Raw genomic sequence first — 26,113 nt, 5'->3', positions numbered from 1 at the left:
TCAGGTGACGATCCGGCACGGCAGCCTGCTCAGCCCGTGCAGGGTGTTGTTCACGAGGAACTCGGGCTTGCCGATCTCGAACCGGCGCACCCGTGCCAGGAGTGCGGTGAGCAGGGCGTGCGCCTCCAGCTTGGCCAGGTTCTGACCGACGCAGGCGTGGATGCCGACGCCGAAGGTCAGGTGATCGGAAGGCTTCCGGGTGATGTCGAAGCGCTCCGGGTCGCCCCACTTGCGTTCGTCGCGGTTGGCGGAGGCGTACATGACGGCGACACGATCACCTGCCGGGACGGTGACGCCGTCGCACTCCCAGTCCCGGGTGGTCACCCTGCTGAAGACGGTGACGGGAGACGCGATGCGCAGGACCTCCAGATAGGCGTTGGGCACCAGCGACGGGTCGGCCCGCAGCGCGTCCCACTGGTCGGGGTGCTGGGCGAACAGCCGGACGGCGGCCGCCAGCGACAGGATCGTGGTGTCCATGCCCGTGGCCAGGAACGCCATCATGAGGGTGATCGCGGCGGCCTCGTCGATCTCGCCCGCGTCGACCGCCTCCCAGACGCGGGCGCCGAGCCCGCCCTCGACGAGCCGGTCCTTGGCGGCCGTGGTGGTGACGTACTGCAGCAGGGCCTGCTGCTGTCGCATCGCGGCAGGCGTCCGCTCTCCCACGGGGCCCAGACCCTCGAACGTGGAGGCGCCGAACTCGAGGAGCTGGTCGCGGCCCTCCTCGGGGAGACCGATGAGATCGGCGACGAACCGCGGGGTGAACGCCTCCGCGAGGTCGGACACCGCGTCGAACTCCGCACCGGTCGCCAGGCGGTCGACGATGTCCTCCGCGGCGGCGGTCACCGAGGGACCGAGGTCCCGCAGCGCCCGCGGCATCAGCATCCGGGAGAGGATGACGCGCAGGGTGGTGTGGTGCGGGGGGTCGGCGGCCAGCACGCCGCCGGCCATGAGCTCGTTCATCCCGGCCCCGAAGCCCACGCCGGACGCGGAGCTGAAGGTCTCGTGATCACGCAACGCGGCACCGACCTGCTCGTAGCGGGGCAGCGCCCACACGTCGTAGTGGGTGAGCCGGACCACCGGTCCCGCGTCCCGGAGGCGCGCGTACACCGGATAGGGATCGACGAGCGTGTCGGTGGCGAAAAGGTCGACGTCGCTTGAGGGCAGGGTTGTTGAAGGCATCGTTGGCTCCGAGGTCGACGGCCGCCGTGCCAGCCGGTGCGGCTGTCACGGTGTGCATCCGCGGTGAGCGCCCTGGTGTGTGCGGAGCCCGCGTGGTCCTCGGCTCGGGCGGTCCTGCGGCCGGCCGGCGGGTCATCGCTCCGGTCCCTGTCGCAGAGGTGGCGGCACGGGAAAGCAGGCCGCTTCACACGGCGCTCACTGTTCCCTCGATCATGCGCGTCGCCGTGCGCCGGGGTCCAACACCGAATCGCGCACGCAGTCATCGACGGTTTCGATTCATGGTCGATCGTCATCTTCGATGGCTGTGTACCAGCATCAGTGTTGGACCCACATGACTGGTGAGCAGCATCATCAGCGAGGGACAGCAACAACGCACGGACGGCCGACGGGATCCGTGGACGGGGGCTTTCGCCTCGCTCCGCAGGGAGTCCGGTTCCGGCCGTTCGAAGACGGACCACAGGCATCGACCGCTCCGGCGGCCCCGGCCCGCCGTCCCTCGCCTCCACGACAGAGCCACCCGCATCACCCTCGTGGACCGTGCTCGCGCAGCGACCTTCCCGACAATGGAGCCGCCCCATGGTCATCACCCGTGAACTGCTGATCGACGGCAAGGAGAAGGGTGCGCAGTCCGGGCGCACCACACCCGTCATCAACCCCGCCACCGGACAGATGTACGCCACCGTGGCCGCGGCCGGCGTCGAGGACGTCAGCAGCGCGGTCGACGCCGCACAGGCCGCGTTCGAGGACTGGGCGCGGCTGGACCCGTCCGCTCGTCGGGCGGTCTTCGTCAAGGCCGCCGACCTGATGGAGCAGCGGCGCGAGCGCATCGTGGACCTGATGGCCGGTGAGGTGGGCGCGACCCGGTTGTGGGCCTCGTTCAACGTGACCCTGGCGGCAGAGATACTCCGCGAGACAGCGGCCCTGGTGACCGCGCCGCGCGGCGACGTGCTCGCCACCCGGCAGGACGGCGCTCTCAGCCTCGCCGTCCGCGAACCCCTGGGCGTGGTGGCCGCGTTCTCCCCCTGGAACGCCCCCGTCATTCTCGGGACCCGCGCGGTCGCCGCCGGCAACACGGTCGTACTGAAACCGAGCGAAGTGTCTCCCATGTCCGCGGGCCTGCTCATCGGGGACGTGCTGCGGGAAGCCGGACTGCCCGACGGCGTCCTCAACGTCATCACCAACGACCCCGCCGACGCTCCGCAGATCGCCGAAGCCCTCATCGCCCACGCGGCGGTGAGGGTGGTCAACTTCACCGGTTCGACGCAGGTCGGCCGGATCATCGGCGCCCATGCCGCGCGCCATCTCAAGCCCGCGCTCCTCGAACTGGGCGGCAAGAACGCGGTCATCGTCCTGGACGACGCCGACGTGGACCACGCGGTCGACGCCGCCGCCTTCGCGGTGTTCATGAACTCCGGGCAGATCTGCATGTCCGCCGACCGCATCCTCGTGCACGAGTCGCTCGCCGAGGAGTTCGTCGCCAAGTTCTCGGCCAAGGTCGCCGCACTGCCGTCCGGTGACCCCGCCGACCCGGCCACGGTGATCGGCCCGCTGGTCAACACCGACCCCGAGCAGCGGTGCGGGCTCTTCGCGGCTCGCCGGGTCGCCGCGCTGGTCGAGGACGCGGTCGCCAAGGGTGCCACCGTGCTCGTCGGCGGCGAGGTCCAGGACGCCTCGCACCCGGCGACCGTCCTCACATCGGTCCCGGCCCACGCCGATCTGCACAGCGCGGAGACGTTCGGGCCGCTCTGCGTCGTCGACACGTTCGCCACCGACCACGAGGCCGTCACGATGGCCAACGACACCGACCAGGGGCTGACCGCCGGCATCATCACCGAGAACGCCACGCACGGTCTGCGCGTGGCCCGCGGGCTGCGGACCGGCATGGTCCACATCAACGACCAGTCCGTGGCCGACGATCCCCAGGCGCCGTTCGGTGGCGTCGGGTCCTCCGGTTACGGCCGTTTCGGGGGCCGTTGGGGCATCGAGGCCTTCAGCAACACCCGGTGGATCACGCTGGCCACCCAGCACGCCACCTACCCCTTCTGAAGGCCCGCCGCCGGCACGAGAAACCGCCGCCGACACGAGAAACCGCCGCCGACACGAAGACCGTCGCCGGCACGAAAACCCGTCGCCGGCACGCTGGCCACACAGCGGACAGGAACCAGGAATGCTCTCCACCACCACCCCCGTCTCCGATGTGGACATCTTCGACGACGAGGTGCTCAACGACCCGTACCCCGTCTACGAAGAGCTGCGCGAACTCGGGCCCGCCGTCCACCTGTCCCGCCACAACTGCTGGGTGCTGCCCCGGTATGCGCAGGTGCGCGCGGCGTCCGGCGACCACGGACGGTTCTCCTCGGTCGACAGCGTCGGCCTCGACCCGGTCCTGAACGAGCGTCGCCGCGGCGGGGTTCTCGCGTCGGACCCACCCGAACACGACGTGCTGCGCGGTGTCCTGTCGGAGAGCCTGGCACCGCGCGCCCTCGCCCGACTGCGGAAGGACATCGACCGCCGGGCCGAGGAACTCGTCGCCCCGCTCGTGGAACGCGGCACCTTCGACGTGGTCCGGGACCTGGCCCGGGTGTTCCCCGTGAGCGTCGTCGCCGACCTGATCGGGATGCCCCTGGCGGCACGGGAGCACGTCCTGCGGTTCGCCGACGCGTTCTTCAACACCTTCGGCCCGCTGAACGAGCGCACCAGACGATCCCTCCCGGTCGCCGAGACGCTGTTCGACGAACTCGCCGCGATGATGAGCCGGGACAACCTCGAACCGGGCGGCTGGGGCGAGGCCGTGCACCGCGCCGCCGACCGGGGCGTGATCGGCGGGCATCAGGTCGTCCCGCTGCTGCGGGCCTACCTCGTGGCGAGCATGGACACCACCATCAACGCGATCGGCAGCGGTCTGTGGCTGCTCGCGCAGCGACCCGGGGCATGGCGGGCGCTGCGGGAGGACCGGAGTCTGGTGCCCGCGGTGTTCGAGGAGATCCTGCGCTACGAGTCGCCCGTGCAGGTCTTCTTCCGCAGAACCACCTGCCCCGTCAGGTACGGCGACGTGGTGATCCCGGAGCAGGCTCAGGTGGGTCTGCTCTTCGGCTCGGCGAACCGGGATCCCCGCGAGTGGACCGACCCCGAGCGCTTCCAGGTCGACCGGGCGCCGAGGGGCCACGTCGGCTTCGGCTACGGCGTCCACGGCTGCGCCGGCCAGGGCCTGGCCCGCATCGAGGCGCAGGCGGTCCTCTTGTCCCTCCTCGACCGCGTCGAGCGCATCGAACTCGCCGGCCCGCCGCGCCGGCACCTGAACAACGTGATCCGCGGGCTCGACAGCCTGCCGGTCACCGTGACCACCAGAAAGGTGTGACCGTGAGCATCGAACTCATTCCTGGCCGTTGTGAGGGACACGGTGTGTGCGAGGCCATCGCACCGGAGGTGTTCCGCGTGGACGACGACGGGATGGTGCAGCTGGTCCCGGGCGGCGACCACGCGGACGCGGCGGCCCTCGCGGCGGCGCGTTCCTGCCCGGTCGCGGCACTGCGGGCCACGTCGTGAAGCGCATCGTCGTCGTGGGTGGCTCGATCGCGGCGGTGACCGCCGCGAGCTGGCTGCGCGTGCGGGGCTTCGACGGGAAGGTCACCCTCCTGAGCGCCGAGACGGAACAGCCCTACACCCGCGTACCCCTCTCCAAGACCGTGCTGTCCGGTGCGGCGGACGACGCGTCCACCGCGCTTCCGCCCCTCGACGACAGCGTTGTCGTGCGGCTCGGGACCCGGGCCGTCGCGCTGGACACCAGGGCGCGCCGGGTGATCATCGACAACGGCGACCCGGTGCCCTACGACGGCCTCGTGATCGCCACCGGAGGACGGGCCCGGCGGCTGAGCCCTCCCGGCATGTCGGGAGAGCGGGTGTTGCGCACGCTCGCCGACTGCACGGCGTTGCGCGAGGACATGACCCGCGCCCGCAGCGTCCTGGTCGTGGGAGCGGGACTGCTGGGCATGGAGATCGCATCGACGTGCCGCACCCTCGGCCTGGAGGTCACGGTGGTCGACCGGGAACCACCCCTGCGCCGGGTGCTCGGTCCGCTGCTCGCCGAGGTGGTCACGGATGCCGCGCGTGAGCACGGAGCGGTGCTCAGAAGGGTGCCCGGCGGTGTCCGGCTGGTCGGATCCCGCACCCTGGAGGGTGTCGACGCCGACGGCGACCTTCTCACGGCCGACGTGATCGTGTCCGCGGTCGGGGACGTACCCGCTGTCGACTGGCTCACCGGTTCCGGCCTGCCGCTCGACCGCGGTGTGGTCACCGACTCCCGTGGCCGTGTCACGGACGGCATCGTCGCGGCGGGGGACGCGGCGGTCGTCCGCGGGACAGGTCGCCGTCCGCACTGGACCAACGCGGTGGAACAGGCGCGGGTCGCGGCGGACGCGCTGCTCGGGCAGGACGTGGGCGGCGTGTCGCTCCCCTCGTACTTCTGGACCCACCAGTTCGGCGTCGACGTGAAAGTCGCCGGTGAACCGGGCGGGCTCGGTGAACCGGATCAGGCCGAGGTCGCCGCCGGCTCGATGCTCCTGCGCTGGTCGGGCGGCGCGGCGGCGAGCGTGAACCACTCGATGCCGGTCAGGAAACTGCGGCAGTTGGCCTGCGCCCCCGTGACGGGGCGTGAGGACAGGGCCGCTCAGAAAACGGTCACCTCGCGGCAGTAGAGGGCGAACGAGCGGGAGGAGTCGTAGAAGCCGCCCGCTTCGTCGGACCGTTCCCGCAGGGAGCTTTCGTACGCAACGCCTCCTCGGCGCCCGGGACCTGACGGTGCTGGACCCACCCGCGCACTCTTCCGGCCTTCACCGGGATTCGCGGCGGCCAGCGGTCCGTGGACCTGGTGCAGGTGCCGCAGGAACGCCCGGTGTGTCATGCCCGACTTGCGGCGGACGGCGCCGATGAGGGTCAGCGTCGTTCTCCGTTCGGGAAGGCGGCGGGCCGGTACCGCAGGCGGGGAGTCATGCGGTACCGGCCCTGGACGGGCGGTCAGCCGGCCATCTGCCGTACCGGCTCCGGGACGGCCGCCGTCCGACGCCGGGCGGCGAGGCCGAGGGCACCCGTGGCGACGGCTCCGGCGAGGGCGAGCACGCCCATCGCGTTCGTCAGCGTGCCGACCGCGGACGTGAGGGCGAGGGCCACGAGGGGGCAGAGGAACTGGCCGAGGAAGAAGGATCCCGTCCACAGCCCCGTGCCGCGGCCGCGGTCGGCGTAGTGGAGCTTGGACATGGCGAGGGTCAGCAGGCTCGGCAGCATGATGCCGCCGCCGAGACAGGTGATGACGGCGCCGAGGGTCAGCAGCACGGGATTGGGGGCGAGCCAGACCACTGTGAAGCCGAGGGCGCACAGGGCGAACGCGGCGGGCAGCCAGGCTTGCGGACTGCGGCCGGTCCTGGCGAAGGTGGCTGAACCCACCACGATCGCGGCACTGGTGACGGCGGTGGCCAGCCCGATCACGCCGGAGCTGCTCACGCCCATGTCGTCCAGGAGGAACGCCATCTCGACCTGGAGGGTGTAGAAGAGGACCGCGCCGAAGACGGTCAGCGCGCAGGTACCGGCCAGCGGACGCCAGGGGAAGGGGCGCTTGGCCGTCGGTTGCGCGAGGGCGGGTGCGGTCTCGCCGACGCGGTCGGCCGGCTGCGGCCGGGGCAGGAAGGCGGCCATGGCGGGGGCGAGCAGCAGGCTCACGGCGTAGGCCCAGAACGGCACGCGCCAGCCCGCCGATCCGGCCGCACCGCCCAGGGCGAAGAAGGCCGTGGCGGAGATCGCGGCGCACATCGTCTGCATGGCCAGGTAGCGGTCGCGCTGTCGGCCCGAGTAGTAGTCGCCGAGCAGCGTGGTGCAGCAGGTCATGATGGCGGCTTCGGTGACGCCGACCAGGGCACGGCTGGCGACGATGGCGACGAGGGAGTCCAGCCACAGGGGAGCGGTGCCGAGGATGGCGTACACCACGGTCGCGACGACGAGCAGCCGCTTGCGGCCGAGCCGGTCCACGAGGACGCCGGCGAAGGGGGCCAGCAGCGCCAGCGACAGGGCGGGGACCGTCAGCGCCATGGGGACGAGCACGTCGACGCCCCGGACGTCGGCGAAGTGTTCCTTCATCTGCGGCAGGACGGGCGCGATCAGCACGGCGCCCAGGATGGGCAGACAGGCGCCCGCCATCAGCAGCGTGAGGCGAAGCCGGTGTCCGGGGCCGGACACGGTCTGCTCGGCGGGGGCGGCCGCGTCCGCCGTGGACGGCGGAGGCGGGAGCGGAGGCAGGGGTGCAGGCATGCGAGATCTCCACGGGGCGTGTCGGGAGGGAAAGCGGGAGGTGTCGGCGGCCGCGACGGCCGGGCCGCCGGATGCCCGTGAACGGGCTCGCGGCGGCGGTACCGATGACAGCCCGATGTCACGGTGGGACAGCTCGGCGCGGTCCCGGCAGCGGCCGGGCCCTGCGGTCCGCACGTCGGGCTGAGACGACTATCGGGCACCGGGAAGGGCCTGCCTAGCCCTCGTCCGATCGAGATCGGTCATGCGGATCATCAGGGCTCTGGATGCCGGGGACGCGGAAACGAGCTGCGCCGCCGACGGCTCGTTACCCCTCCCCGGACCCGGTCGGAGCCGGCGCCTCCGCCAACTCGGGTGCCCCCGGCCCGGGCAGCCGGGTGAGCGCGAGACGCAGGAACGCCTGCGCGGCGGGAGAGGCCGGAGCCGGATCGCGGTGGACCAGGGCCAGGGGCTGGAGTGCCTGCGGATCGTCGAGCCGCAGGACGCAGTCGGCGTGATCCGCCGGGACCATCGCGTCCGCCGCCGGACGGGGTACGACGGTCACCCCGATGTCCTCGAACGCCAGCGAGACGAGATCACCCGCGCTGCGCAGCGCGCAGACACCTCGCCGACGGGCCCGCGCCCGGTCGAACGCGGCATCCACCTGCGCGCGCAGGCCCGTGTCGGGAACGCATTCGAGGAAGCGCTCGTCGGCCAGCTCGGCCAGGCCGATGACGCCGGCCCCCCGCAGCCGGTGCCGACGGCCCACGACGGCCACCAGCGGCACCACGCTCAGCAGGTGGTACGCGATGCCCGGGGGCAACTGGTGCTCGTGCACGGCGACCACGGCGACCTCCAGTTCACCGGTGAGGAGCTGGGAGGTGGCGCGCACCCCGTCGGAGTCGAAGAGCGTGACCTCGACCGCGGGATAGGCCTCCTGGAACTCCCGCAGCAGACCGAGCTGGTCGATGTTCCCCGCCGTGAGCGTCACCGAGCCGATCCGCAGCCGTCCCCGCACCGGCCCGTCGAGTGCGGAGATCTCGGCGTGCATCTCCTGGACCGCTCTCAGCACCCGCCGCGCGCAGGCGACGTAGATCTGCCCGGCATGCGTCACGCGGACGCTGCGACTCGTCCGCTCGAAGAGCAGCGCCCCGACCTCCCTCTCGAGCTGGGTGATCTGGTGGCTGAGCCCGGACTGCCCGATGCGGCAGCGTGCCGCGGCCCGGGTGAAGTTGAGCTCGTCGGCGATGGCCACCGCGTACTCCATCTGCCGCAGATCCATCGCATTCTCCGATCATTTCGTGCGTGTTTCAGTGTTGGACGCCGAAGGTGTCGCCTGGCCATGATGGCCAGCACAGGGCGCCGTCCCCTCCCGTTCAGCGGAATTCGTGACGCCGTCGCCCGGGGAATCCATCACATTCTTCGCTTGATCCGACCTTGCCACAGGGAAGAGAGCCATGGCCACTGCAACGACGCAGTCCGACGGGATGCCTGGAAGGGAGCCCGTCAGCACCCAGCCGCCTCCGGACACCATGCAGTTCCCGGACACGCGGCACTTCCAGGGGTTCTTCGCCCCCTCGCGGATCGAGGCCGACGTCTACGACCTCGAGGTCGAGGGCCGTATACCCCCCGAACTGAACGGCGCCTTCTACCGTGCCGCCGCGGACACCCAGTACCCGCCGCGGTTCGCGAACGACGTGTACATCAACGGCGACGGCATGATCCACATGGTGCGGTTCGACAACGGCCACGCGGATCTCAGGACCCGCTACGTCCGCACCCGGCGCTTCCAGCTCGAACGCCAGGCGCGCAAAGCCCTGTTCGGCGCCTACCGCAACCCCTACACCGACGACCCCTCCGTCGCCGGAATCGACGACAGCAACGCCAACACCGCGATCATCTGGCACGCGGGCAAGCTGCTCGCACTCAAGGAAGCGGCCCTCCCGTACGAGCTGGATCCGGTCACGCTGGAGACGAAGGGCATCTACGACTTCTCGGGCCAGATCCCGGGCCGCACCTTCACCGTGCACCCCAAGCACGATCCGCGCACCGGCCAGCTGATGGCCTTCGCCTACAACGCGAGCGGACTGCCGGACACACAGATCCACATCCACGAGATCGCCGCGGACGGCAAGGTCACCCGGACCCAGACCTTCGAGGTGCCGTACGCGTCGATGGTGCACGACTGGCTGGTCACCCGGGACCACCTGGTCTTCACGATCTCGCCCATGGTGACCGATGCGGAGCAGCTGAAGACGGAGGAGCAGTACTTCGTCTGGGACCCGAACCGGGAGACCTACGTCGCGATCATTCCGCGTGACGAGGGCGTGAGCGGCATCAAGTGGTTCGCGAGCGAGCGGCTCCTGGAGACCCACACCCTGAACGCCTGGACGGACGGCGACACCCTCGTCGGCGACCACTTCACCACCAAGTCCGGCTGGTTCTCCCAGTTCCCCAAGACGACCGCCGGCTACCTGCCCGAACAGCCGCCGTTCCTGCACCGCTGGACGTTCGACCTCACCCAGGGCGCGGCCCACTGGGACGACGCCACCGACACCTACCGCAGCGAGAAGCTCCTCTCCTCGCCCGGCGACATGCCCCGGGTCGACCCCCGCGTGCTGATGGAGAAGAACCGGCACTCCTGGGTCGGCGGCATGCACCCCGATGTGCCGATGGCCCCGATCGGCCCCATGGGCCCGCCGTTCAACTCCCTCATCCACCGCGACGACACCACCGGCGCGACGGCCTTCTGGACCCCCGGCGAGCACTCCGCGCCCGAGGAGCCCGTGTTCGTGCCCAAGTCGGCGGATGCCGCCGAGGGCGAGGGTTATCTGCTGGCGCTGGTCGGCCGGCGCGACCAGATGCGGCACGACCTGGTCGTCCTGGACGCCCTCGACATCGCCGCCGGCCCGATCGCCACCGTGAAGATCCCCTTCCGGCTCCGCTACGGTTTCCACGGCACCTGGGTGCCCGCCGACGAACTGGGAAAGTGAGCACGCCATGCGCATCACCAGGTGCGGCCACGCCTGCGTCCGGCTGGAGCAGGACGGTGTCGTCATCGTCGTCGACCCCGGCAGTTACACCGACCCGCACGCCCTCGACGGCGCCCACGCCGTGCTCGTGACCCACGAGCACGCGGACCACTTCGCCGAGCCCCTCCTGCGCGCGGCGGCCGAAGCCGACCCCGGCCTGCGGATCTGGGCCGACCGGTCCGTGGCCGCGCAGCTCACCGGGCTCGGCGGCAGTCGGGTCACCGCGGTCGGCGACGGGGACACCTTCGCCGTCGAGGGCATCGCCGTCGAGGCGCACGGGGAACTGCACGCCGTGGTCCATCCCGACCTGCCGCAGGTCACCAACACCGGCTTCCTCGTGGGAGACGGCGACGCCACCGTCTTCCACCCGGGCGACGCCTTCACCGTGCCCGCCCGCCCCGTGGACACCCTCCTGCTGCCCGTGCACGGCCCGTGGTCCAAGACGGGCGAAGTCATCGACTACGCCCGCGAGGTCAAGGCCCGCAGGGCCGTGTCGATCCACGACGGCGGTCTCAGCGAGAGCGGGAACGGGCTGGCGGACCACATGCTCCAGGGGTGCCTCCAGGACATCGGGACCGACTACCGGCGGATGGCTGCCGCGGCCGGATTCGAGCCGGTGTGATGGCCGCTCCGACACCGAGTGCGCCGTTCGGCTGGCTGGGCCTGGAGGGACGCGGCGTACTCGTCATGGGAGCCGGCGGACTGGGCACCGCCTGCGTCCGGGGCCTGGCGGAGGCCGGTGCCCGGCTGACGGTCGTCGACGCCGACGAGGCCCGCCTCAAGGCCCTGCGCGACGATCCGGTCTGCGCGGCCGCCGTCGTACGGACCCTGTCCATGGACCTGACCTCGTCCGATGCCTGTGAGCGGGCGGTCGCCACGGCGGCCGCCGAACTCGGCGGCCTGGACGTGCTGGTGCACGCCGTGGGCACGAACGACCGGCGTCCCGTGGTGGACACGCCCGACGAGGTGTGGGACCGCATCCTGACCCTGAACCTGTCGACCGCGTTCTGGACGGGACGCGCCGCGGGCCGGCTGATGCGCGAGTCCGGACACGGCAGCATGGTGTTCTTCTCCTCCGTCTCCTCCCTGCTCGCCCACCGCCATCACGGCCCGTACGCCGCCTCGAAAGGCGGCCTGGACCAGCTGGTGAAGGTCATGGCGCGGGAATGGGCCACGGACGGCGTCACGGTGAACGCCGTCGCCCCGGGCTACACGGAGACCGAACTGACCCGCGCCTACCTAGCGAAGCCCGGTATGCGGGAGGAGATGACCGCCCTGGTCCCCGCCGGACGCCTGGGCCGGCCGCAGGACGTGGTCGGAGCCGTGCTGTTCCTCGCCTCCGCCCGCGCCGCGTACATCACCGGCCAGGTGCTCTACGTGGACGGCGGCCGCACGCTCGTGTGACGCCCTGCCCCCCTTGGCCGAACCCGGAAGGGAGTGCGGATGCCCGCACGCGTCGCCGGCCGCCTGCCCGGTGAACTCGACGAGCAGCAGGCAGAGGTGTACCGCGCCATCACGGGCGGTCCCCGGGCCGCAGGACCACAGGCGTTCCCGCTCACCGACGAAAAGGGCCGACTGCACGGCCCCTTCAACGCCATGCTGCTCAGCCCGCCGGTCGGCATGGCCGTACAGGAGGTGGGGGCGGCCGTGCGCTACGCGTCGCTCCTGACCGACCGGGTGCGCGAGATGGCGATCCTGGTCGTCGCCGCCCACTGGAACAGTTCCTTCGAGCGAGAGGCCCACGAGGCGGTCGGCCGCTCCTGCGGCCTCACCGACGCCGAGCTGAACGCGCTGCGCGCAGGCGAACTGCCGGCCCTCTCGGACCCTGCCGAGCGCGCCGCGATCCGCGCGGCGCTCGCGCTGACCCGCACCGGTGTCCTCGACGACCGGGAGTACTACCACGCCGTGGCCGAGTGGGGAGAACGAGGACTCTTCGAACTCACGGCCCTGGTCGGCTACTACGCCCTGCTCGCCCTCCAGTTGCGGGTCTTCGCGGGAGAAGCACCCGCAGACCTCAGCGCCCCACCCCAGACCGAAAGCGGGACATCATGAAGCTGGTCACGTTCGACGACGGACGCGTAGGAAGGCTCGAACTCGACGAGCGGCTGGTGCTTCCACTTGAAGCGGCCAGTACGCGGGAGTACTTCGAGCGGGACGGCCGGGTGCCGGAGACGGGGGAGCGCCTGGGCCTGGACGACGTGACGCTGCGCGCGCCGATCGTGCCGAAGAAGTTCTTCCACACCTCCGGCAACTTCCGTGAGCACGAGGACGAGTCGAAGAACGTCGACTGGTCGCACCCCATGCACAAGGGCATCGTGTTCTTCCAGAACGTCGACGCGATCGTCGGCCCCGACGAACCGGTGATCCACCCGGAGCACCTGACGAGCGAACTCGACTACGAGCTGGAGATCGCCGTCGTCATCGGCAGACCCGGCAAGTTCTTCGGGGTGGACGACGCGCCCGACCACATCGCCGGGTACGTCGTCTTCAACGACATCACCGCGCGCGACATCCAGCGCCGCGAGATGGAGTCGGGCGTCTTCTCCTTCTGCAAGGCCATCGACACCTTCTGCCCCGTCGGCCCGTACATCGTGACCGCCGACGAGATCCCCGACGCGCAGAACCTCGACATGGAGCTGCGGGTCAACGGGGTGGTGCGGCAGAAGTCGAACACGAACCGGATGTCGGTGCCCATCCCGCACCTGGTCGCCTACCACTCCCCGCAGGGCTACAGCGCGGGCGACCTGGTCACCACCGGCACCGTGCAGGGCGTGGCCGGCTTCAGCGGCGACCCGGACATGTACCTCAAGCCCGGTGACGTCGTCGAGGCCGAGGTCGAGCGCCTCGGGGTGCTGCGCAACCCCATCGTCAGCTGGGAGCAGGGCCACGGCACGCCCGTACCGAAGAAGGTGGACTGGTGAGGTTCGGCGTCATCGACGAGCGAGCCGTCGTGATCCGCGGCGACCGGGCCGCGGACACCCGATGGGCCTCGAAAGGACGGTTGCCCGTCGACCCGATGCTCCTGCTGGCGGACTGGGCCCGACTCCGCGAGTGGGCGGCAGGACTGCCCGACTCGGCCTACGACATCCCGGTCGACCCCGCCGCACTCGGCGCACCGGTACCGCGCCCACGGCAGGTGTTCGCCATCGCCCTCAACTACCCGCCGCACGCCGCCGAAGCGGGCTTCACTCCGCCCGACGAACCTCTCGTGTTCACCAAGTTCCCGGCCTGCATCACCGGCCCGCACACCACCGTCGCACTCCCGCACGGCAAGGTGGACTGGGAGGCCGAACTCGTCGCCGTCATCGGGCAGGACACGTACCGGGTGAGCGAGGACCGGGCCTGGGAGGCCGTCGCCGGTCTCACGGTCGGCCAGGACCTCTCCGAACGCGTCACCCAACTCCAGGGAAAGCCCGCCCAGTTCAGCCTGGGAAAGTCCTTCCCCGGCTTTGGTCCCATCGGCCCGGTCCTGGTCACCCCGGACGAGTTCGACGACCCCGACGACCTGGAGATCACCGGACTGCTCAACGGCGAGGCCGTCCAGCACGACCGCACCAAGTCCATGATCTTCCCGGTGCCCGAGCTCATCGCCCGCCTGTCGGCCGTCGTGCCGCTCTTCCCGGGCGACCTGATCTTCACCGGAACCCCGGCCGGGGTCGGCAACCGGATGGACCCGCCCCGCTACCTCACCGAGAGCGACGAACTCGTCAGCCGCGTCGAAGGCGTCGGCGAGATCCGCCAGCGCTTCACGGCCGTACATCCCTGAGCCGTACACCCTTGAAGGGACCTCCCATGGCAGAACAGAGCATCCCCCGCCGCTTCGAAGGCCGTTCGGTCCTGGTCACCGGTGCCGGCACCGGCTACGGCGTCGAGATAGCCGTCCGTGCCGCCCAGGAGGGCGCCCGGGTCGCCGTCCACTACCGCAGCTCCGCCGCCGGAGCCGAGAAGACGGCCACCCGCGTCAGGGAGGCCGGCGGCGAGGCCTTCACGGTGCAGGCCGACATCGCCGTCCACGCCGACGTCATCCGCATGGCCGAGGAGGTGTTCCACCGTCTCGGCGGCCTGGACGTGCTGGTCAACAACGTCGGTGACGTGGCGGGCGACCAGATGTCCTGGCGGGACGTGACCGAGGAGTCCATCGACCACGTCCTCGCCGTGGACATCAAGGGAACGATGCTGTGCGTCCACGAGTTCGGCTCCCGGATGCTGGAGCAGGGCCACGGCGCGATCGTCAACATCGGCTCCACCGTGATCGTGCGCGGCAGCGCCCGCGCCCCGCAGTACGCCGCCGCGAAGTACGGCATCCTCGGCATCACCAAGTCCTACGCCCAGGCGTTCGCCCCCACCGTGCGGGTCAACACCTTCGCCCCCGGCTTCATCGAGACGGAGATGCTCCTCAGCCGCGCTGACTGGAAGGCCGGCCGCCGCGAGGACATGATCACCAAGACCCCGATGGGCCGCATCCCGGGCCCCGCCGAACTCGCGGGCACCGCCCTCTTCCTCGCCACCGACGACGCCGCCCACATGACCGGCGCCTACCTCAACGCCGACGGCGGCTTCAACATGATCGGCGCCTGAACCGCAGGACGTGTACCGACCCGAGCAGCACAAGGAGACGCCCCCGTGCCACCTGACCGTGACCTTCTGATCGGCGGCAAGGAGACCCCGGCCGTCTCCGGGCGGACCACCGCCGACATCAGCCCCTGGACCGGCAGGCCCTACGCCAGGGTCGCCGCGGCCGGACCCGAGGACGTGCGGGCCGCGGTGGACGCGGCGGACGCCGCCTTAACCGAGTGGGCGGCGCTGGAGCCCTTCGCCCGGCGGACCGTCTTCCTGCGCGCGGCGGACCTCGTGGACGAACGCGCCGAGCAGGTCGTGGAGTTGATGGCCGGAGAGGTGGGCGCGACCCGGGGCTGGGCCCTGTTCAATGTCGAGGTGGCTGCCGGCATCCTGCGCGAGGCGGCCGCCGCGATCACCGCCCCACGCGGGGACGTGCTCACCACCCGGGAGCCGGGCGGACTGAGCCTAGCCGTCCGTGAACCCCTCGGTGTCGTGGCGGCGTTCGCCCCGTGGAACGCGCCGGTCATTCTCGGTACCCGTGCGGTGGCGGCCCCCCTCGCGGTCGGCAACACCGTCGTCGTCAAGGCCAGTGAGGACGCCCCGATCGCCTGCGGCCTGTTCGTCGCCGACGTGCTGCGCGACGCGGGCCTGCCCGACGGCGTCCTCAACGTCATCACCAACGACAAGGCGGACGCCGCGGTCGTCGCGCGAGAGCTGATTGCGGATTCGAGGGTGCGTGCCGTCAACTTCACCGGCTCCACCGGCGTCGGACGCGTCATCGGCACCCTTGCCGCCGAGCACCTCAAGCCGGCCGTGCTCGAACTCGGCGGCAAGAACTCCGTGATCGTGCTGGAGGACGCCGACCTCGACCACGCCGTGAACGCCGCCGCGTTCGCCGCCTTCATGAACTCGGGGCAGATTTGCATGTGCGCCGACCGCATCCTGGTGCACACCTCGCTCGTCGACGAGTTCACCCGGCGCTTCACCGCGAAGGCCGCGGGACTCCCGAGCGGCGACCCGAACCTGCCCACCACGGTCGTCGGCCCGCTGGTCGACGAAGCCGCCGCCCGCCGGGTCGCCGCCCTGGTCACGGACGCCGTCGGCAAGGGCGCCCGCGTCCTGACCGGTGGCACCACGCCGGAGGGCGCCCTGCACCCGGCCACCGTCCTGACCGACCTGCCCGAGCACGCGGAACTGCACCACACCGAGGCCTTCGGCCCCCTCGTCGCCATCAGGGCCTTCACGGACGACGACGAGGCGGTGGCCCTGGCCAACGACACCGAACACGGCCTCAGTTGCGGCATCCTCACCGAGAACGCCACCCACGGCCTGAAGGTGGCACGCCGTATCCGCACCGGCATCGCGCACGTGAACGACCAGTCGGTGGGGGACGAACCGCAGGCCCCCTTCGGCGGCTTCGCGGCCTCCGGTTACGGCCGCTTCGGCGGACGTTGGGGCATCGAGGCCTTCTCCAACACCCGCTGGATCACCCTCTCCACCGAGCACGCCTGCTACCCCTTCTGAACCTGCCGCGCACGGCACTTGACCGCAACCGTCCACCACCATCAAGGAGTTGCCATGGCAACGTTCCGCTTCGACACCCGCGTCGCACAGGACCCCGACCGCGTCTGGGCCGTGCTGACCGACGTCAGCCTGATTCCGCAGTGGTTCCCGGCCGTGCAGGAGGCGCACTTCGACGGGACGCACCGCCACCTGACCACATCCGACGGCACCCTGACATCCCTCGTGGTCACCAAGGACGACGCCCTGCGCCGCTTCCAGTACCGGTTCGTCGAGGGCATGCCCCAGCCCATCGACTTCCACCTGGGCACCATCGACGTGCTCCCCGATGCGAGCGGTTCACGCGTGGTCTACAGCCAGGAGATCCTCCCGGAGGCCCTCGCGCCGATCGTCGAGCGAGCCGTGGGCGAAGGAATCGCGGGCATCGCACGGTACTTCGCCGCACACGGGTGACGGAGCGGGCTGACCAAGACGGTCGGCTCCTCGAGGAGATCGGAGCCGGCGGTTCGTGGGCTTCGGCAACCCGGGCGGCAGGCCTCGCCGACCACCACAGGGAAGGCGACCGGACGCCTTCACCAGCCGGTCGGTCACCTTCAGGCGGGCTGCGCGGGGGTGGCCGGCGGGGCGGGCGCGGGGAGGGGGCGCCGGGCGACCTCGTGGGCGTCGTCCGGTGGCACGCCCAGCATGCGCAGGACCATCTCGGCGAGGTTCACCGCGGCCTTCTCGCCGTCCAGGTCGGGGCGGGCGAACCTCATTTCCACCAGGGACAGCAGGGTTCCGCCCAGTGCGGTCAGCGCGACGACCGGATCGACGGTGTCGAAGCGGCCGGAGGCGATTCCGGCCTGGATGTCGCGCACGGCTCGGCGCACCATTCCGTTGTCGGAGTGGATGTGGCCGAGGCCGCGGCGCCGCAGGACCTGCATCAGCTCGGGGTGCGAGTCGGCCATGAGGGCGCTGAGCCGGAAGCCCCCCGCGACGAGTTCCGCGGGGTCCTCGATGCCCGCGAGGCGCTCGTCGAAGTTCTGGCCGTACTCCTCCAAGGCGTCCACCACCGCCGCGTCGAACAGGTCCGCCTTGGAGTCGAAGTGGTTGTAGAAGGAGCCGAAGCCCACGTCGGCGCGCTCCGCGATCGCCTGGATACTGGCGCTGGTGTCCCCGGTCTCGGCGAGTATCTGCCGGGCCGCCCGGACGAGAGCCCTGCGGGTCTCGGCGCGGCGCCGCTCGAAGCGGTTGGTGGACGGGGCTGACGTAGACATGCGCCGATTGTAACCGCCGGGCGATGGAGATTGCAGTCCTGATGAATACATCAGTTCTGTGGTGGCCGCCTTGACGAGGTGACCACCACAGCTGACGCCGGCCGACAGGTGCGGGTCGATTCACTGCGCGTCCCTGCGGTCGGCTGACCTGTGAAGCAACCGGGCCCGCGTCGAACGGTCAAAGCCCAGCTCCTCGAGAACGGCGTCCGTGTGCTCGCCGAGCGCGGGGACCGGGTCCATCCGTGCCGTACGTCCATGCAGGCCGATGGCCGGACGTACGGCGGTGAACGGACCGACAGGCGACTGCACTTCGGCGAGGCGGTCGCGTGCCAGGAGCTGTGGGTGCGTGCTGAGCTCGGCGACGTCTCGTTGCCGGGCATGGGCGATCCGCCCTTCGGCCAGGCGCTGTTCGAGCTGTTCGCCGGTCAGGCCCGAGAGGACTTCGGCGATGTGTTCCTCCAGAGCGCCGCGGTTCGCGACCCGTTGGCTGCCGTTGTGGAACCGCTCGTCGGTCGCGAGTCCGGGGCGATCGAGCACGGTCCGGCAGAAGGACACCCACTCGCGTTCGTTCTGCACGGCGAGGACGATCTCGGTGCCGTCTCCGGCCGTGAACGTGCCGTACGGGGCGATGGCGGCATGGCTGGTCCCCGCGCGCACCGGGGGAGTGCCGCCGTACTCGGTGTAATAGAAGGGGTATCCCATCCACTCCACCAGCGAGTCGAGGAGGTTGACCTCCACCGCGCTGCCGCGGCCGGTGCGCTCTCGTTCGTACAACGCGGCGAGAATTCCCGAGAAGGCGTACATGCCCGCGCTGATGTCGGCCGTGGGGATGCCGGTCTTGGCTGGCGCGTCCTCGCTGCCGGTCACCGACAGCAGGCCCGCCTCGGCCTGGATGAGCAGGTCGTAGGCCTTCGCGTCGCGGTACGGCCCACTGCTTCCGTATCCCGAGACGGAACAGGTGATCAGCCGGGGGTGGCGGGCACGGAGTTCCTCGGCGCCGAGGCCGAGGCGCTCCGCCGCGCCGGGCGCGAAGTTCTGGATGAACACGTCGGCCCGGCCGATCAGGCGCTCCATCACCGCCGCGGCTTCCGGGTGCTTCAGGTCGAGGGTGATGCTCTCCTTCGACCGGTTGAGCCACACGAAGTGGCTCGACATGCCCCGGACCGTCTCGTCGTAACCACGCGCGAAGTCTCCGGTGCCCGGCCTCTCCACCTTGATGACCCGGGCCCCGAGATCGGCCAGCTGACGGGTCGCCAGCGGCGCGGCCACGGCCTGTTCACAGGCCACCACCGTGATCCCGGCAAGAGGCAGCGCGTTCATCGGGCTCCGATCACAGGGGGCTCGAATGCGGACATGATAGGTGGATGATGCATCATTCAGAACGTGATGCATCATGGCGCTCCGCACAGGGTCGCAGGTTGACCACCGAGTGGAGCGACTCCGCGGACCGACCGAGTAGCCAGGCCGCCCTCGGAGATAGTGTGCGGAAATGACAAGAAGCGAGCGGCTCGCCGAGCAGTTGGACTGGCACTGGCACAAGAACCTGCGGCCCCGGCTGGACGGTCTCACCGACGAGGAGTACTTCTGGGAGCCGGTGCGCGGCTGCTGGAGCATCCGTCCACGGGACACGTCGGCCGGATCGGAGCCGTCAGGTCCGGGGGAGTGGACGATGGACTTCGAGTCCCCCGCCCCGGAGCCGGCGCCGGTGACCACGATTGCCTGGCGGCTCGCGCACATCATCGTCTCGTGTCTGGGCTATCGGGTCGGCTGGTACTTCGGCGGCCAGGACGTCGACAGCCGGACCTTCGCCTACGCGGGAACCGCCGACGAGGCGCTGAAACAGCTCGACGAGATGTACGGCAGCTGGAACGCCGGGGTCCGCGCCCTCTCGGACGCCGCCCTGGACGCTCCGCCCACGGCGGGTCCCGAGCGGTTTCCCATGGAGAACAGGATCCTGCACGTCAACAGGGAGTTGATCCATCACGGCGCGGAGATCTCCCTGCTGCGTGACCTCTACCTCCGGAAGAACTGAAGCGTCATGTCACTCGGCCGCGTGCTGCTGCTGCGCCAGGGCCACGAGATCGGCGTGCCGGACGATCGAGCCTCCCGCACCCCAGGTGCCGTCGGGCTGCTCGTGCACCAGTACCCAGACACGCGGCGCTTCGGCCTGGGGCAGTCCGGCGGCGGACAACACGACTGCGGTGGCCTCCGCCACGAGACGGGCCCTGCCCTCCTCGGAGAGGACGAGCTGAGGGACCGTCACATCGACGAGGAAACGCGGGGAGTCGTCCGCGGCGGTGGTCTGCGCCCCGTCCGGAAGTTCGACGAGGTAACTCCACAACTGGGCCCGGAAGAAGGCCGCGTCGGGCGCTCCCTCGCAACGCAGCAGCGCGTCGGCCAGCTCGCGCTGAACGGTCTTGCGACCCTCCGGAGTGAGGGAACCTGCCGGTACCGTGAGCCGGATCATCGACATGACGCAATCTCCTTGTCCGCCGCAGGCTTTGGGCGTACGGCAAGATCTCCTACGGCCATTGTGACCCGCGTGCATCGTGGTTGCGTACGGCTGATGCTCCCCAGTCAGGGGCGCACACCTTGTATGTGGTCGATGCTCGATCGCCGGCAGTTGCTCTGCCGCCGAAAATCAATAGGTGGAGCAGGTGCACCTCGGCTATAGATCTCCCATGACCACCTGGCAGCTCGCTCCCGAAGCCGTCGACACAGTGGACGCGACCAGCCTGCGCCGCGACTACTACGACGAAGTCGCCAGCCGCTACTGGAAACGACGCGCGACCGGCGAGGAGATCGACCAAGGCCTGGCCAACGACGGCGTGGAGTTGCTCAGGCCGCCCACGGGCCAGTTCGTCGTGGGTCGCTTCGACGGCGAGGCCGCCGCCTGCGGTGGACTGCTGATGCTGGATTCCGAGCGCACCGAACTCACCCGCGTCTACCTGCGTCCCGCCTACCGGGGCAAGAAGGGCGCCGGCCTCCTGCTGGAACTGCTGGAGCGTGAGGCACGCCTGCTCGGCGCCGCCCGGATGGTCCTCAACACCCGCCTCGACCTGGTCGAAGCCCGCTCGCTGTACGTCCGCCACGGCTACCAGGAGATCCCGGCCTACTGCACGGGCCCGTACATCGACATCTGCTACGGCAAGGACCTCGTCCGGGGCGACTGACCCGGTCGCGTACTGGCGGGGACCGAACGGAACACGTACCCACGGCGTCTCAGGTACATGAAGGTGTATCGCCAAGCGGCCGCCCTGTTCCTGTGTGCCGGCTTGTTGCTCTCGGGCTGCTCGTCATCGTCGGACGAACGAGGCGACAGCACGGGCCCCACTCTGCCCGCCCGTACGGTCGCCGAGGGCAAGTGGCAACAGGGGCCGCCAAAGCCCGAGCTGCACACGCCGTATCCGTACGACATCTACACCCATTGCGGCGTCAAGTGGGTCCGCTTCGGCGGCCGTTGGTGGGTGTTGGACACCGTGTTCCCCGGCACTGGGCAGGTCAAAGGGGAACCGCCCTCGCGAGACAGCCAGCGACTGGCCGGCTACATGACTCTGATCGACGCGAACACCGCCGACTTCGACGCCGCGGGGATGCCGACGATGCAGTTCGTACCGGCTGGGAGGACTCCGGCGGCCTGTGCGTAGAGTCTGGCGGGGTTCTGCGCCGTTGCCTGAAGGGTGGGGCACAAGGCTCTGATCTGGTCATCTCCCTGGCGTGACAAGGGCCTTGCGTGGTGCGGGAGCGGTGTGGCAACGGCACGTTGCGGCGGCGGCCGTGGTCGCTGCGGTTGCCGAGCCAGCGCGGGGCTCATCCCAGTAAGCGGGGCTATCCACACACCTCAGGGCCCTGACGCGTCAAGTGTTGCTCCCCAGCGGTTGTAGAGCGTGCGATGCCATTCGCCGGAAGCGGTGCCGGGTGGCGGCACCGGCGGCACCGGCCCCGGGCTGGTCGCGATCAGGTGCAGCAGTGACCAGGCGACGCCGTAGCAGTCGTCGGGGCCGAAGCAGCCAGCCAAAGCATGCGCCTCATCGGATGTGACAGGCCCGGAGATGGCTTCGAGTTGTTTGACTCGCCGGTCGATCTCCTCCTCGTCGGCATCCCGGTCGGGCAGAGGTCCGCCGGCGACGAAGGCCTGAACTTCGGGTCTCATCCGTGAATGATCGACCGCTGTGGGCGACCTGAGCAAGGCATGTTGCCAGGTGGGTCCCCCCCCAAAAACGCGTACTCGCCACACCCGGACCACCGTAGCGGCGACTGAGCGCGCCGCATTCTCAAGACAACCCTTAGCCCGAAACTCGACTTCAAGGTGCTCGATCGCACAAATGATCAGTCTGTTCGTCCTGTCACTCTTGGGGGTGTGGCGACTGCCCCGACGTAACGGCCTTGTAACGGCGCCCGTGATTCTGGATCACCGCGCTCTAGGGGCGCGTACTGTCGCGACCAATCTGAAGGAGTCTCAGTTCCGAAGTGGCAAGGTAAAAGACGTGACGAATCCTCCACCTGACCCTCCTGCCAGCCAGAACCCTGATCCATGGTGGAAGCAGCACATGGCTGCCATTATTGCGGGATGTTTTGCTGTTGTCGTTGCGCTTATTGGTTTTCTCGGAGTTGTCGTTCCACGCTTCCTGGATGACTCCAAACCCTCCTCTGCGGCTTCGCCCTCGCGGACGCCGAGTGGCTCCGCGTCACCGACCGAGCTTTCTCCAGTACCCCCTACTTCCAGTCAAAATGTTGAGGGAGTGTCGGGAGAGGGCGGCGAGAACAGTAGCGATTCGCCCTTGCCGACAGACTCCCTCGGTCAAGCAAAGCAATATCTGTCCGAGATGGATGAGGACAGAACAGACGGCTCCATCTCCAGCGGGAGCGTAAATCTTGCTGGAACCGATTTCACGAACAGTATCTACACGGGGATCGGCGGGTGTGAAAAGGAGGAGGACGTCACCTATGCCTTGAAGGGGGATTGGCGTGAATTCAATACGACCTTGGGGCTGACCTCGGATACGGATTCCGATGCAGTTGTTTACTTTCGGATCTATGTCGATGGCAAGCAAGTTGGTGAACAGTACCGCGCAACAAAGTTCAAGGCCGCGGTCCCCAAGCCGGTCGATGTTTCGGGGGCTATTGAGCTCAAGCTCAACATGGTGTTCGCCGAGGGGGACATGGGGCTGTGCAGCAACGCTGGTTACGCTGCCTGGGGAAACGCTGAATTGAGCAAGTAGAAGCAGCGTTTCATATGCGGCTCCACGAGTCGTCAGATCCCCATGCCGATGGATCGACGGGACCCGAAGTCCTCCCCGCCCGCACGCGCTGCTCGCGGTCCCGCGGCGACGGGGCGTAGGCGGATGCGGGCGGCGAGGCCGGTGCCCGGGCCGGGGCGGAGGGTGACCGCGCCGCCGGACGCGTCGACGAGGTGGCGGACGATGGGCAGCCCCAGGCCGGTGCCGTCGTGGTGGGAGTCGGAGGAGCGCCAGAAGCGGTCGAAGACCCGCTCGCGATCCGCCGCGCTCATCCCCGGGCCCTGGTCGACGATGTGCAGTTCGGTGCCCGGGATGCGGTGCAGGGTGATGCTTGTGCCGGGCGGGGAGACGCGGAGGGCGTTGGCGAGGAGGTTGTCGATGATCTGCTCCAACGCGCCGGGGATGGCCCACACCTGGCCTGTGGGCGGCCCGGTGATGTCGAGCGCCACATACTGCTCGGCGGCGAGCGGTTCCCAGATCGCGACCCGGTCGGTGAGGACGGTGTCCATGTCGACGGGCTCGGGGGTGGTCGCCGTGTTCTCCAGACGGGCCAGAGCGAGCGGGCCCTGCACCATGCGGCCGAGGCGTTCGACTTCGCCCACCGCCTCTTCCAGGCTCGGGTGGGCACGCGCATCGAGGTAGGGCTCGAAGTTCTCCAGCCGTAGCCGCAGTCCCGTGAGGGGGGTCTTCAGCTGGTGGGAGGCTTCCGAGGCGAACGCCTGCTGTGCCTTGAGCAGGTGCTGGAGCCGCGTCGCGGTGTGCGTGAAGGACGCGGCGAGACGGCGCAGTTCGGGCGGCCCGGTGGTGTCGTCGGGCGGGTTGGTCAGGCGTCCTCGGCGAGCTGGGTGGTCGCTGCTTCCAGTGTGCGCAGGGGGCGGGTGATCCAGCGGGCCAGGGCGACCGCCGCCAGGGCGACCGCGGCGAGGATGCAGGCCCCGGTCAGGGCGAGAGCGCCCCAGATGCGGTGCACCCGCGCGTCGACCTGGTCCAGTGGGTACGTCAGACGCAGTGTTCTGCGGACGGTGGTGCCCGATGCGCCGGGCATGGTCGCGGACAGGACGTCACGGCCGCTGCTGTCGGTCGTGGTGGTCACGGTGCGCCGGTTGCGCAGGGCGCGGGCGATGTCCGGCTCGGCGGCGACGCTGACGCCGACGCGGCCGGCCGGCCGGCCCGGAGTCGGCCAGGACGATGCCCTGCCGGTCCGTGACCACGACATGGCTGCAGGTGCGCAAACTGAGAGAGCCGGACCAGCAGACCGCCAAAGTTTCGCCCAGCCCGCCTAGCCCGCCTAGCCCGCCTAGCCCGCCCAGCCCGCCCAGCTTGCCAAGCCCTCGGCCAGGCCCGGCCCCGCCCAGCCGGTATCAGGACCAGGCGATCTCCTCATCGCGTGAGACGAAGCGCCCGGTCCCCGCCCCAGGCCCCTCCGTCGCGAGGGCGACGATCGCGTCCGTGCCCTCCGTGACGGTTTGGGGGCCGCTGTGACCGTTGAGGTCGGTCGCGGTGTAGCCGGGGTCGGCGGCGTTGACGCGGATCCCTCTGAGCCCCTTGGCGTACTGCGTGGTCAGCATCGTCAGCGCCGCCTTCGAGGACGTGTACAGCGGCGCGACGACGCGCGACTCGGGCCGGCCGGGGCCGTGGGTGAGGGCGAGGGAGCCCATGCCGCTGCTGACGTTGACGATCACGGGGTCGTCCGAACGGCGCAGCAGCGGCAGGAACGCGCTGGTGGTGCGGACGACACCGATGACGTTCACGTCGAGGACGGCGAGAGCGTCCGCGGCGGTGAGGTCACCGGGATCGCCGACGGGGCCGTGCACACCGGCGTTGTTGATCAGGACGTCGATCCTGCCCTCGTGCGCGGCGACATTCGCGGCCGCGGCGGCCACAGAGGCGTCGTCGGTCACGTCGATGGGGACGTGACGTGCGCCGAGCGCGGCGGCGGCCTCCTCGCCCTGCTCCCGGTTGCGTGCCCCGACGAGCACGGTGTGGCCGCACTCGATCAGGCGACGGGCTGTCTCGCGGCCGAGCCCCTTGTTGGCTCCGGTGATGAAGGTGATCGTCATGCGTTCGATGCTGGCCCCGACGAGGGCGCCGGGCCAGGGACGCCTCGACGGTAGGACAACCAGTACCACCCTCGTCCCTGCACACACGAGTCGGTGTGCAAGAGGATGGAGATCATGTCGACGACACCCGGAACCGGACTGGGCACGACCATCCGCACATGGCGCGACCGGCTGCCCCCGTCGGCCGCCGGACTGCCGGTGGCCCGCGGGCGCCGGGCCGCCGGACTGCGGCGCGAGGAGCTGGCTGACCTCGCAGGAGTGTCGGTCGACTACATCGTGCGCCTGGAACAGGGACGGGCCACGACACCCTCGGCGTCGGTGGTGGCGTCCCTCGCGCGCGCCCTGCAACTGTCCGCTGCCGAGCGGGACCACCTGTACCGTCTCGCCCAGCTCGTAGCGCCGGTGGACGGGACGATCTCCGACCATCTTCCGCCCGGCGTCCAGCGGGTGCTCACCCGCCTCGCAGACGTGGCCGCAGCCGTCTTCGCGGCGGACTGGCACCTGGTGTGGTGGAACCGTCCGTGGGCTGCCCTGCTGGGCGACCCGGCGGCCTCGCCGCCCCGGCTGCGCAACTTCGCCCGCGACAGGTTCCCGGTGGACGCCGGCCCAGCCCACCTCGCGCAGTGGCCGGTGGCCGAGGCGGACCGCGACGCCACCGATGCCGCCGTCGTCTCCGACCTGCGCCGCGCCACCGGCCGGTTCCCGCAGGACAGGCGCTTGGCCACGCTGATCCGTGAACTGATCGCGGGCAACGAGCGGTTCGCCGAGCTGTGGGCCACGGGAGCGGTGGCCGCGCACCGCGAGGACCGCAAGACGATCGACCACCCGTCGGTGGGCCCGGTCATGGTCGACTGCGACGTCCTGACCGACGGCGACTCCGAACTCAAGATCGTCATCATGACCGCCGAGCCCGGCAGCGAGGACGAGACCAAGCTCCACCTCACCACCGTCACCGGCCCACCGACCACCACGCGCAACTGATCGACCCCGTA

The 26,113-nt window shown here is 70.2% G+C and carries 28 protein-coding genes; 18 read left to right on the top strand and 10 right to left on the bottom strand.

Annotation, left to right across the window (positions count from 1 at the left end; translation table 11 throughout):
- Positions 1–1,179: a cytochrome P450 gene (locus tag H295_RS0140170; RefSeq protein WP_020141013.1), complete on the bottom strand. Its 1,179-nt coding sequence runs from the start codon at positions 1,177–1,179 to the stop codon at positions 1–3.
- Positions 1,180–1,755: 576 nt separating this feature from the next.
- Between H295_RS0140170 and H295_RS0140165 the strand changes: the two genes are divergently transcribed.
- From H295_RS0140165 to H295_RS0140150, 4 genes are all read left to right on the top strand, one after another.
- Positions 1,756–3,225, top strand: coding sequence for an aldehyde dehydrogenase family protein (locus H295_RS0140165; RefSeq protein ID WP_020141012.1), 1,470 nt, complete (start codon positions 1,756–1,758; stop codon positions 3,223–3,225).
- A gap of 121 nt (positions 3,226–3,346) precedes the next feature.
- Positions 3,347–4,537 carry a cytochrome P450 gene (locus tag H295_RS0140160; RefSeq protein ID WP_020141011.1) on the top strand — a complete coding sequence of 397 codons (1,191 nt, stop codon included), beginning with the start codon at positions 3,347–3,349 and terminating at the stop codon, positions 4,535–4,537.
- Between the two features lie 2 nt (positions 4,538–4,539).
- Complete coding sequence (locus H295_RS44365; protein ID WP_043218760.1) at positions 4,540–4,725, top strand: ferredoxin; 186 nt, start codon at positions 4,540–4,542, stop codon at positions 4,723–4,725.
- Complete coding sequence (locus H295_RS0140150; protein ID WP_020141009.1) at positions 4,722–5,873, top strand: NAD(P)/FAD-dependent oxidoreductase; 1,152 nt, start codon at positions 4,722–4,724, stop codon at positions 5,871–5,873. Before H295_RS44365 ends, H295_RS0140150 begins: the two co-directional genes overlap by 4 nt.
- Positions 5,874–6,192: 319 nt before the next feature.
- On the opposite strand, the gene H295_RS0140145 is transcribed toward H295_RS0140150, so the two are convergent.
- Positions 6,193–7,476, bottom strand: a complete 1,284-nt coding sequence (locus tag H295_RS0140145) for an MFS transporter (RefSeq protein WP_020141008.1) — start codon at positions 7,474–7,476, stop codon at positions 6,193–6,195.
- A gap of 304 nt (positions 7,477–7,780) precedes the next feature.
- Entirely contained in the window at positions 7,781–8,734 is a 954-nt protein-coding gene (locus H295_RS0140140; protein ID WP_020141007.1) for a LysR family transcriptional regulator, read from the bottom strand.
- Between the two features lie 175 nt (positions 8,735–8,909).
- Between H295_RS0140140 and H295_RS0140135 the strand changes: the two genes are divergently transcribed.
- Genes H295_RS0140135 through H295_RS0140095 form a run of 9 tightly spaced genes read left to right on the top strand, consistent with a single transcriptional unit; the run spans position 8,910 to position 17,018 of the window.
- Positions 8,910–10,445, top strand: coding sequence for a carotenoid oxygenase family protein (locus tag H295_RS0140135; RefSeq protein ID WP_106961062.1), 1,536 nt, complete (start codon positions 8,910–8,912; stop codon positions 10,443–10,445).
- A 7-nt stretch (positions 10,446–10,452) separates the two neighbouring features.
- Positions 10,453–11,106, top strand: a complete 654-nt coding sequence (locus tag H295_RS0140130) for an MBL fold metallo-hydrolase (RefSeq protein ID WP_020141005.1) — start codon at positions 10,453–10,455, stop codon at positions 11,104–11,106.
- Entirely contained in the window at positions 11,106–11,888 is a 783-nt protein-coding gene (locus H295_RS0140125) for an SDR family NAD(P)-dependent oxidoreductase (RefSeq protein ID WP_020141004.1), read from the top strand. Before H295_RS0140130 ends, H295_RS0140125 begins: the two co-directional genes overlap by 1 nt.
- A gap of 39 nt (positions 11,889–11,927) precedes the next feature.
- Entirely contained in the window at positions 11,928–12,536 is a 609-nt protein-coding gene (locus tag H295_RS0140120) for a carboxymuconolactone decarboxylase family protein (RefSeq protein WP_020141003.1), read from the top strand.
- Positions 12,533–13,405 (top strand): fumarylacetoacetate hydrolase family protein, encoded by an 873-nt coding sequence (locus H295_RS0140115; protein WP_020141002.1) that lies wholly within the window; start codon positions 12,533–12,535, stop codon positions 13,403–13,405. Before H295_RS0140120 ends, H295_RS0140115 begins: the two co-directional genes overlap by 4 nt.
- A complete protein-coding gene (locus tag H295_RS0140110) occupies positions 13,402–14,250 on the top strand; it encodes a fumarylacetoacetate hydrolase family protein (protein ID WP_020141001.1) in 849 nt (282 codons plus the stop codon). The genes H295_RS0140115 and H295_RS0140110 overlap by 4 nt, the downstream gene beginning before the upstream one ends.
- A gap of 26 nt (positions 14,251–14,276) precedes the next feature.
- A complete protein-coding gene (locus tag H295_RS0140105; RefSeq protein ID WP_020141000.1) occupies positions 14,277–15,062 on the top strand; it encodes an SDR family NAD(P)-dependent oxidoreductase in 786 nt (261 codons plus the stop codon).
- A 45-nt stretch (positions 15,063–15,107) separates the two neighbouring features.
- Positions 15,108–16,568: an aldehyde dehydrogenase family protein gene (locus H295_RS0140100; RefSeq protein WP_020140999.1), complete on the top strand. Its 1,461-nt coding sequence runs from the start codon at positions 15,108–15,110 to the stop codon at positions 16,566–16,568.
- Positions 16,569–16,622: 54 nt separating this feature from the next.
- On the top strand, positions 16,623–17,018 hold the full coding sequence (locus H295_RS0140095; protein WP_020140998.1) for an SRPBCC family protein: 396 nt from the start codon (positions 16,623–16,625) through the stop codon (positions 17,016–17,018).
- Positions 17,019–17,158: 140 nt separating this feature from the next.
- Here the strand turns inward: H295_RS0140095 and H295_RS0140090 are convergent, their stop codons facing one another.
- Together H295_RS0140090 and H295_RS0140085 are read right to left on the bottom strand one after the other, a co-directional pair.
- Positions 17,159–17,821, bottom strand: a complete 663-nt coding sequence (locus H295_RS0140090; protein WP_020140997.1) for a TetR/AcrR family transcriptional regulator — start codon at positions 17,819–17,821, stop codon at positions 17,159–17,161.
- A 120-nt stretch (positions 17,822–17,941) separates the two neighbouring features.
- Entirely contained in the window at positions 17,942–19,141 is a 1,200-nt protein-coding gene (locus H295_RS0140085; RefSeq protein WP_020140996.1) for a CaiB/BaiF CoA transferase family protein, read from the bottom strand.
- Between the two features lie 169 nt (positions 19,142–19,310).
- Here H295_RS0140085 and H295_RS0140080 point away from each other — a divergent pair, with 169 nt between their 5' ends.
- Complete coding sequence (locus H295_RS0140080; RefSeq protein ID WP_020140995.1) at positions 19,311–19,853, top strand: DinB family protein; 543 nt, start codon at positions 19,311–19,313, stop codon at positions 19,851–19,853.
- 9 nt (positions 19,854–19,862) lie between these two features.
- On the opposite strand, the gene H295_RS0140075 is transcribed toward H295_RS0140080, so the two are convergent.
- Complete coding sequence (locus H295_RS0140075; protein WP_020140994.1) at positions 19,863–20,294, bottom strand: tautomerase family protein; 432 nt, start codon at positions 20,292–20,294, stop codon at positions 19,863–19,865.
- Positions 20,295–20,502: 208 nt separating this feature from the next.
- On the opposite strand from H295_RS0140075, the gene H295_RS0140070 reads away from it, so the two are divergent.
- Both H295_RS0140070 and H295_RS0140065 read left to right on the top strand, forming a co-directional pair.
- Entirely contained in the window at positions 20,503–20,994 is a 492-nt protein-coding gene (locus tag H295_RS0140070; RefSeq protein WP_020140993.1) for a GNAT family N-acetyltransferase, read from the top strand.
- A 57-nt stretch (positions 20,995–21,051) separates the two neighbouring features.
- Positions 21,052–21,468, top strand: coding sequence for a hypothetical protein (locus H295_RS0140065; RefSeq protein WP_020140992.1), 417 nt, complete (start codon positions 21,052–21,054; stop codon positions 21,466–21,468).
- A gap of 194 nt (positions 21,469–21,662) precedes the next feature.
- Here H295_RS0140065 and H295_RS46300 read toward each other — a convergent pair whose 3' ends face one another.
- Positions 21,663–21,974 carry a hypothetical protein gene (locus H295_RS46300; protein ID WP_078616888.1) on the bottom strand — a complete coding sequence of 104 codons (312 nt, stop codon included), beginning with the start codon at positions 21,972–21,974 and terminating at the stop codon, positions 21,663–21,665.
- A gap of 172 nt (positions 21,975–22,146) precedes the next feature.
- Here H295_RS46300 and H295_RS46295 point away from each other — a divergent pair, with 172 nt between their 5' ends.
- A complete protein-coding gene (locus H295_RS46295; protein ID WP_078616887.1) occupies positions 22,147–23,043 on the top strand; it encodes an NPCBM/NEW2 domain-containing protein in 897 nt (298 codons plus the stop codon).
- A gap of 32 nt (positions 23,044–23,075) precedes the next feature.
- Here the strand turns inward: H295_RS46295 and H295_RS48290 are convergent, their stop codons facing one another.
- The 3 genes from H295_RS48290 to H295_RS0140045 form a co-directional block, all read right to left on the bottom strand.
- Positions 23,076–23,798, bottom strand: coding sequence for a sensor histidine kinase (locus H295_RS48290; RefSeq protein ID WP_267974106.1), 723 nt, complete (start codon positions 23,796–23,798; stop codon positions 23,076–23,078).
- Between the two features lie 86 nt (positions 23,799–23,884).
- Complete coding sequence (locus tag H295_RS48285) at positions 23,885–24,277, bottom strand: HAMP domain-containing protein (protein WP_051135696.1); 393 nt, start codon at positions 24,275–24,277, stop codon at positions 23,885–23,887.
- 145 nt (positions 24,278–24,422) lie between these two features.
- Positions 24,423–25,121: an SDR family NAD(P)-dependent oxidoreductase gene (locus H295_RS0140045; RefSeq protein WP_020140989.1), complete on the bottom strand. Its 699-nt coding sequence runs from the start codon at positions 25,119–25,121 to the stop codon at positions 24,423–24,425.
- Positions 25,122–25,235: 114 nt separating this feature from the next.
- Between H295_RS0140045 and H295_RS0140040 the strand changes: the two genes are divergently transcribed.
- A complete protein-coding gene (locus tag H295_RS0140040; RefSeq protein WP_106961067.1) occupies positions 25,236–26,102 on the top strand; it encodes a helix-turn-helix transcriptional regulator in 867 nt (288 codons plus the stop codon).
- Positions 26,103–26,113: the final 11 nt, after the last annotated feature.

It is taken from the genome of Streptomyces sp. 351MFTsu5.1 (genome assembly GCF_000383655.1).
Taxonomy (GTDB): Bacteria; Actinomycetota; Actinomycetes; order Streptomycetales; family Streptomycetaceae; genus Streptomyces; species Streptomyces griseorubiginosus.
Note: the sequence above shows the minus strand (reverse complement) of the source record. Positions and strands in the feature narration are given on the sequence as shown.

Bases quoted from the DNA above. Each gene is read 5' to 3' on its own strand.
- H295_RS0140170 (WP_020141013.1), bottom strand. From the start codon at position 1,179: ATGCCTTCAACAACCCTGCCCTCAAGCGACGTCGACCTTTTCGCCACC.
- H295_RS0140165 (WP_020141012.1), top strand. From the start codon at position 1,756: ATGGTCATCACCCGTGAACTGCTGATCGACGGCAAGGAGAAGGGTGCG.
- H295_RS0140160 (WP_020141011.1), top strand. From the start codon at position 3,347: ATGCTCTCCACCACCACCCCCGTCTCCGATGTGGACATCTTCGACGAC.
- H295_RS0140145 (WP_020141008.1), bottom strand. From the start codon at position 7,476: ATGCCTGCACCCCTGCCTCCGCTCCCGCCTCCGCCGTCCACGGCGGAC.
- H295_RS0140140 (WP_020141007.1), bottom strand. From the start codon at position 8,734: ATGGATCTGCGGCAGATGGAGTACGCGGTGGCCATCGCCGACGAGCTC.
- H295_RS0140135 (WP_106961062.1), top strand. From the start codon at position 8,910: ATGGCCACTGCAACGACGCAGTCCGACGGGATGCCTGGAAGGGAGCCC.
- H295_RS0140130 (WP_020141005.1), top strand. From the start codon at position 10,453: ATGCGCATCACCAGGTGCGGCCACGCCTGCGTCCGGCTGGAGCAGGAC.
- H295_RS0140125 (WP_020141004.1), top strand. From the start codon at position 11,106: ATGGCCGCTCCGACACCGAGTGCGCCGTTCGGCTGGCTGGGCCTGGAG.
- H295_RS0140120 (WP_020141003.1), top strand. From the start codon at position 11,928: ATGCCCGCACGCGTCGCCGGCCGCCTGCCCGGTGAACTCGACGAGCAG.
- H295_RS0140115 (WP_020141002.1), top strand. From the start codon at position 12,533: ATGAAGCTGGTCACGTTCGACGACGGACGCGTAGGAAGGCTCGAACTC.
- H295_RS0140105 (WP_020141000.1), top strand. From the start codon at position 14,277: ATGGCAGAACAGAGCATCCCCCGCCGCTTCGAAGGCCGTTCGGTCCTG.
- H295_RS0140095 (WP_020140998.1), top strand. From the start codon at position 16,623: ATGGCAACGTTCCGCTTCGACACCCGCGTCGCACAGGACCCCGACCGC.
- H295_RS0140090 (WP_020140997.1), bottom strand. From the start codon at position 17,821: ATGTCTACGTCAGCCCCGTCCACCAACCGCTTCGAGCGGCGCCGCGCC.
- H295_RS0140085 (WP_020140996.1), bottom strand. From the start codon at position 19,141: ATGAACGCGCTGCCTCTTGCCGGGATCACGGTGGTGGCCTGTGAACAG.
- H295_RS0140080 (WP_020140995.1), top strand. From the start codon at position 19,311: ATGACAAGAAGCGAGCGGCTCGCCGAGCAGTTGGACTGGCACTGGCAC.
- H295_RS0140075 (WP_020140994.1), bottom strand. From the start codon at position 20,294: ATGTCGATGATCCGGCTCACGGTACCGGCAGGTTCCCTCACTCCGGAG.
- H295_RS0140070 (WP_020140993.1), top strand. From the start codon at position 20,503: ATGACCACCTGGCAGCTCGCTCCCGAAGCCGTCGACACAGTGGACGCG.
- H295_RS0140065 (WP_020140992.1), top strand. From the start codon at position 21,052: ATGAAGGTGTATCGCCAAGCGGCCGCCCTGTTCCTGTGTGCCGGCTTG.
- H295_RS46300 (WP_078616888.1), bottom strand. From the start codon at position 21,974: ATGAGACCCGAAGTTCAGGCCTTCGTCGCCGGCGGACCTCTGCCCGAC.
- H295_RS46295 (WP_078616887.1), top strand. From the start codon at position 22,147: ATGATCAGTCTGTTCGTCCTGTCACTCTTGGGGGTGTGGCGACTGCCC.
- H295_RS48285 (WP_051135696.1), bottom strand. From the start codon at position 24,277: ATGTCGTGGTCACGGACCGGCAGGGCATCGTCCTGGCCGACTCCGGGC.
- H295_RS0140045 (WP_020140989.1), bottom strand. From the start codon at position 25,121: ATGACGATCACCTTCATCACCGGAGCCAACAAGGGGCTCGGCCGCGAG.
- H295_RS0140040 (WP_106961067.1), top strand. From the start codon at position 25,236: ATGTCGACGACACCCGGAACCGGACTGGGCACGACCATCCGCACATGG.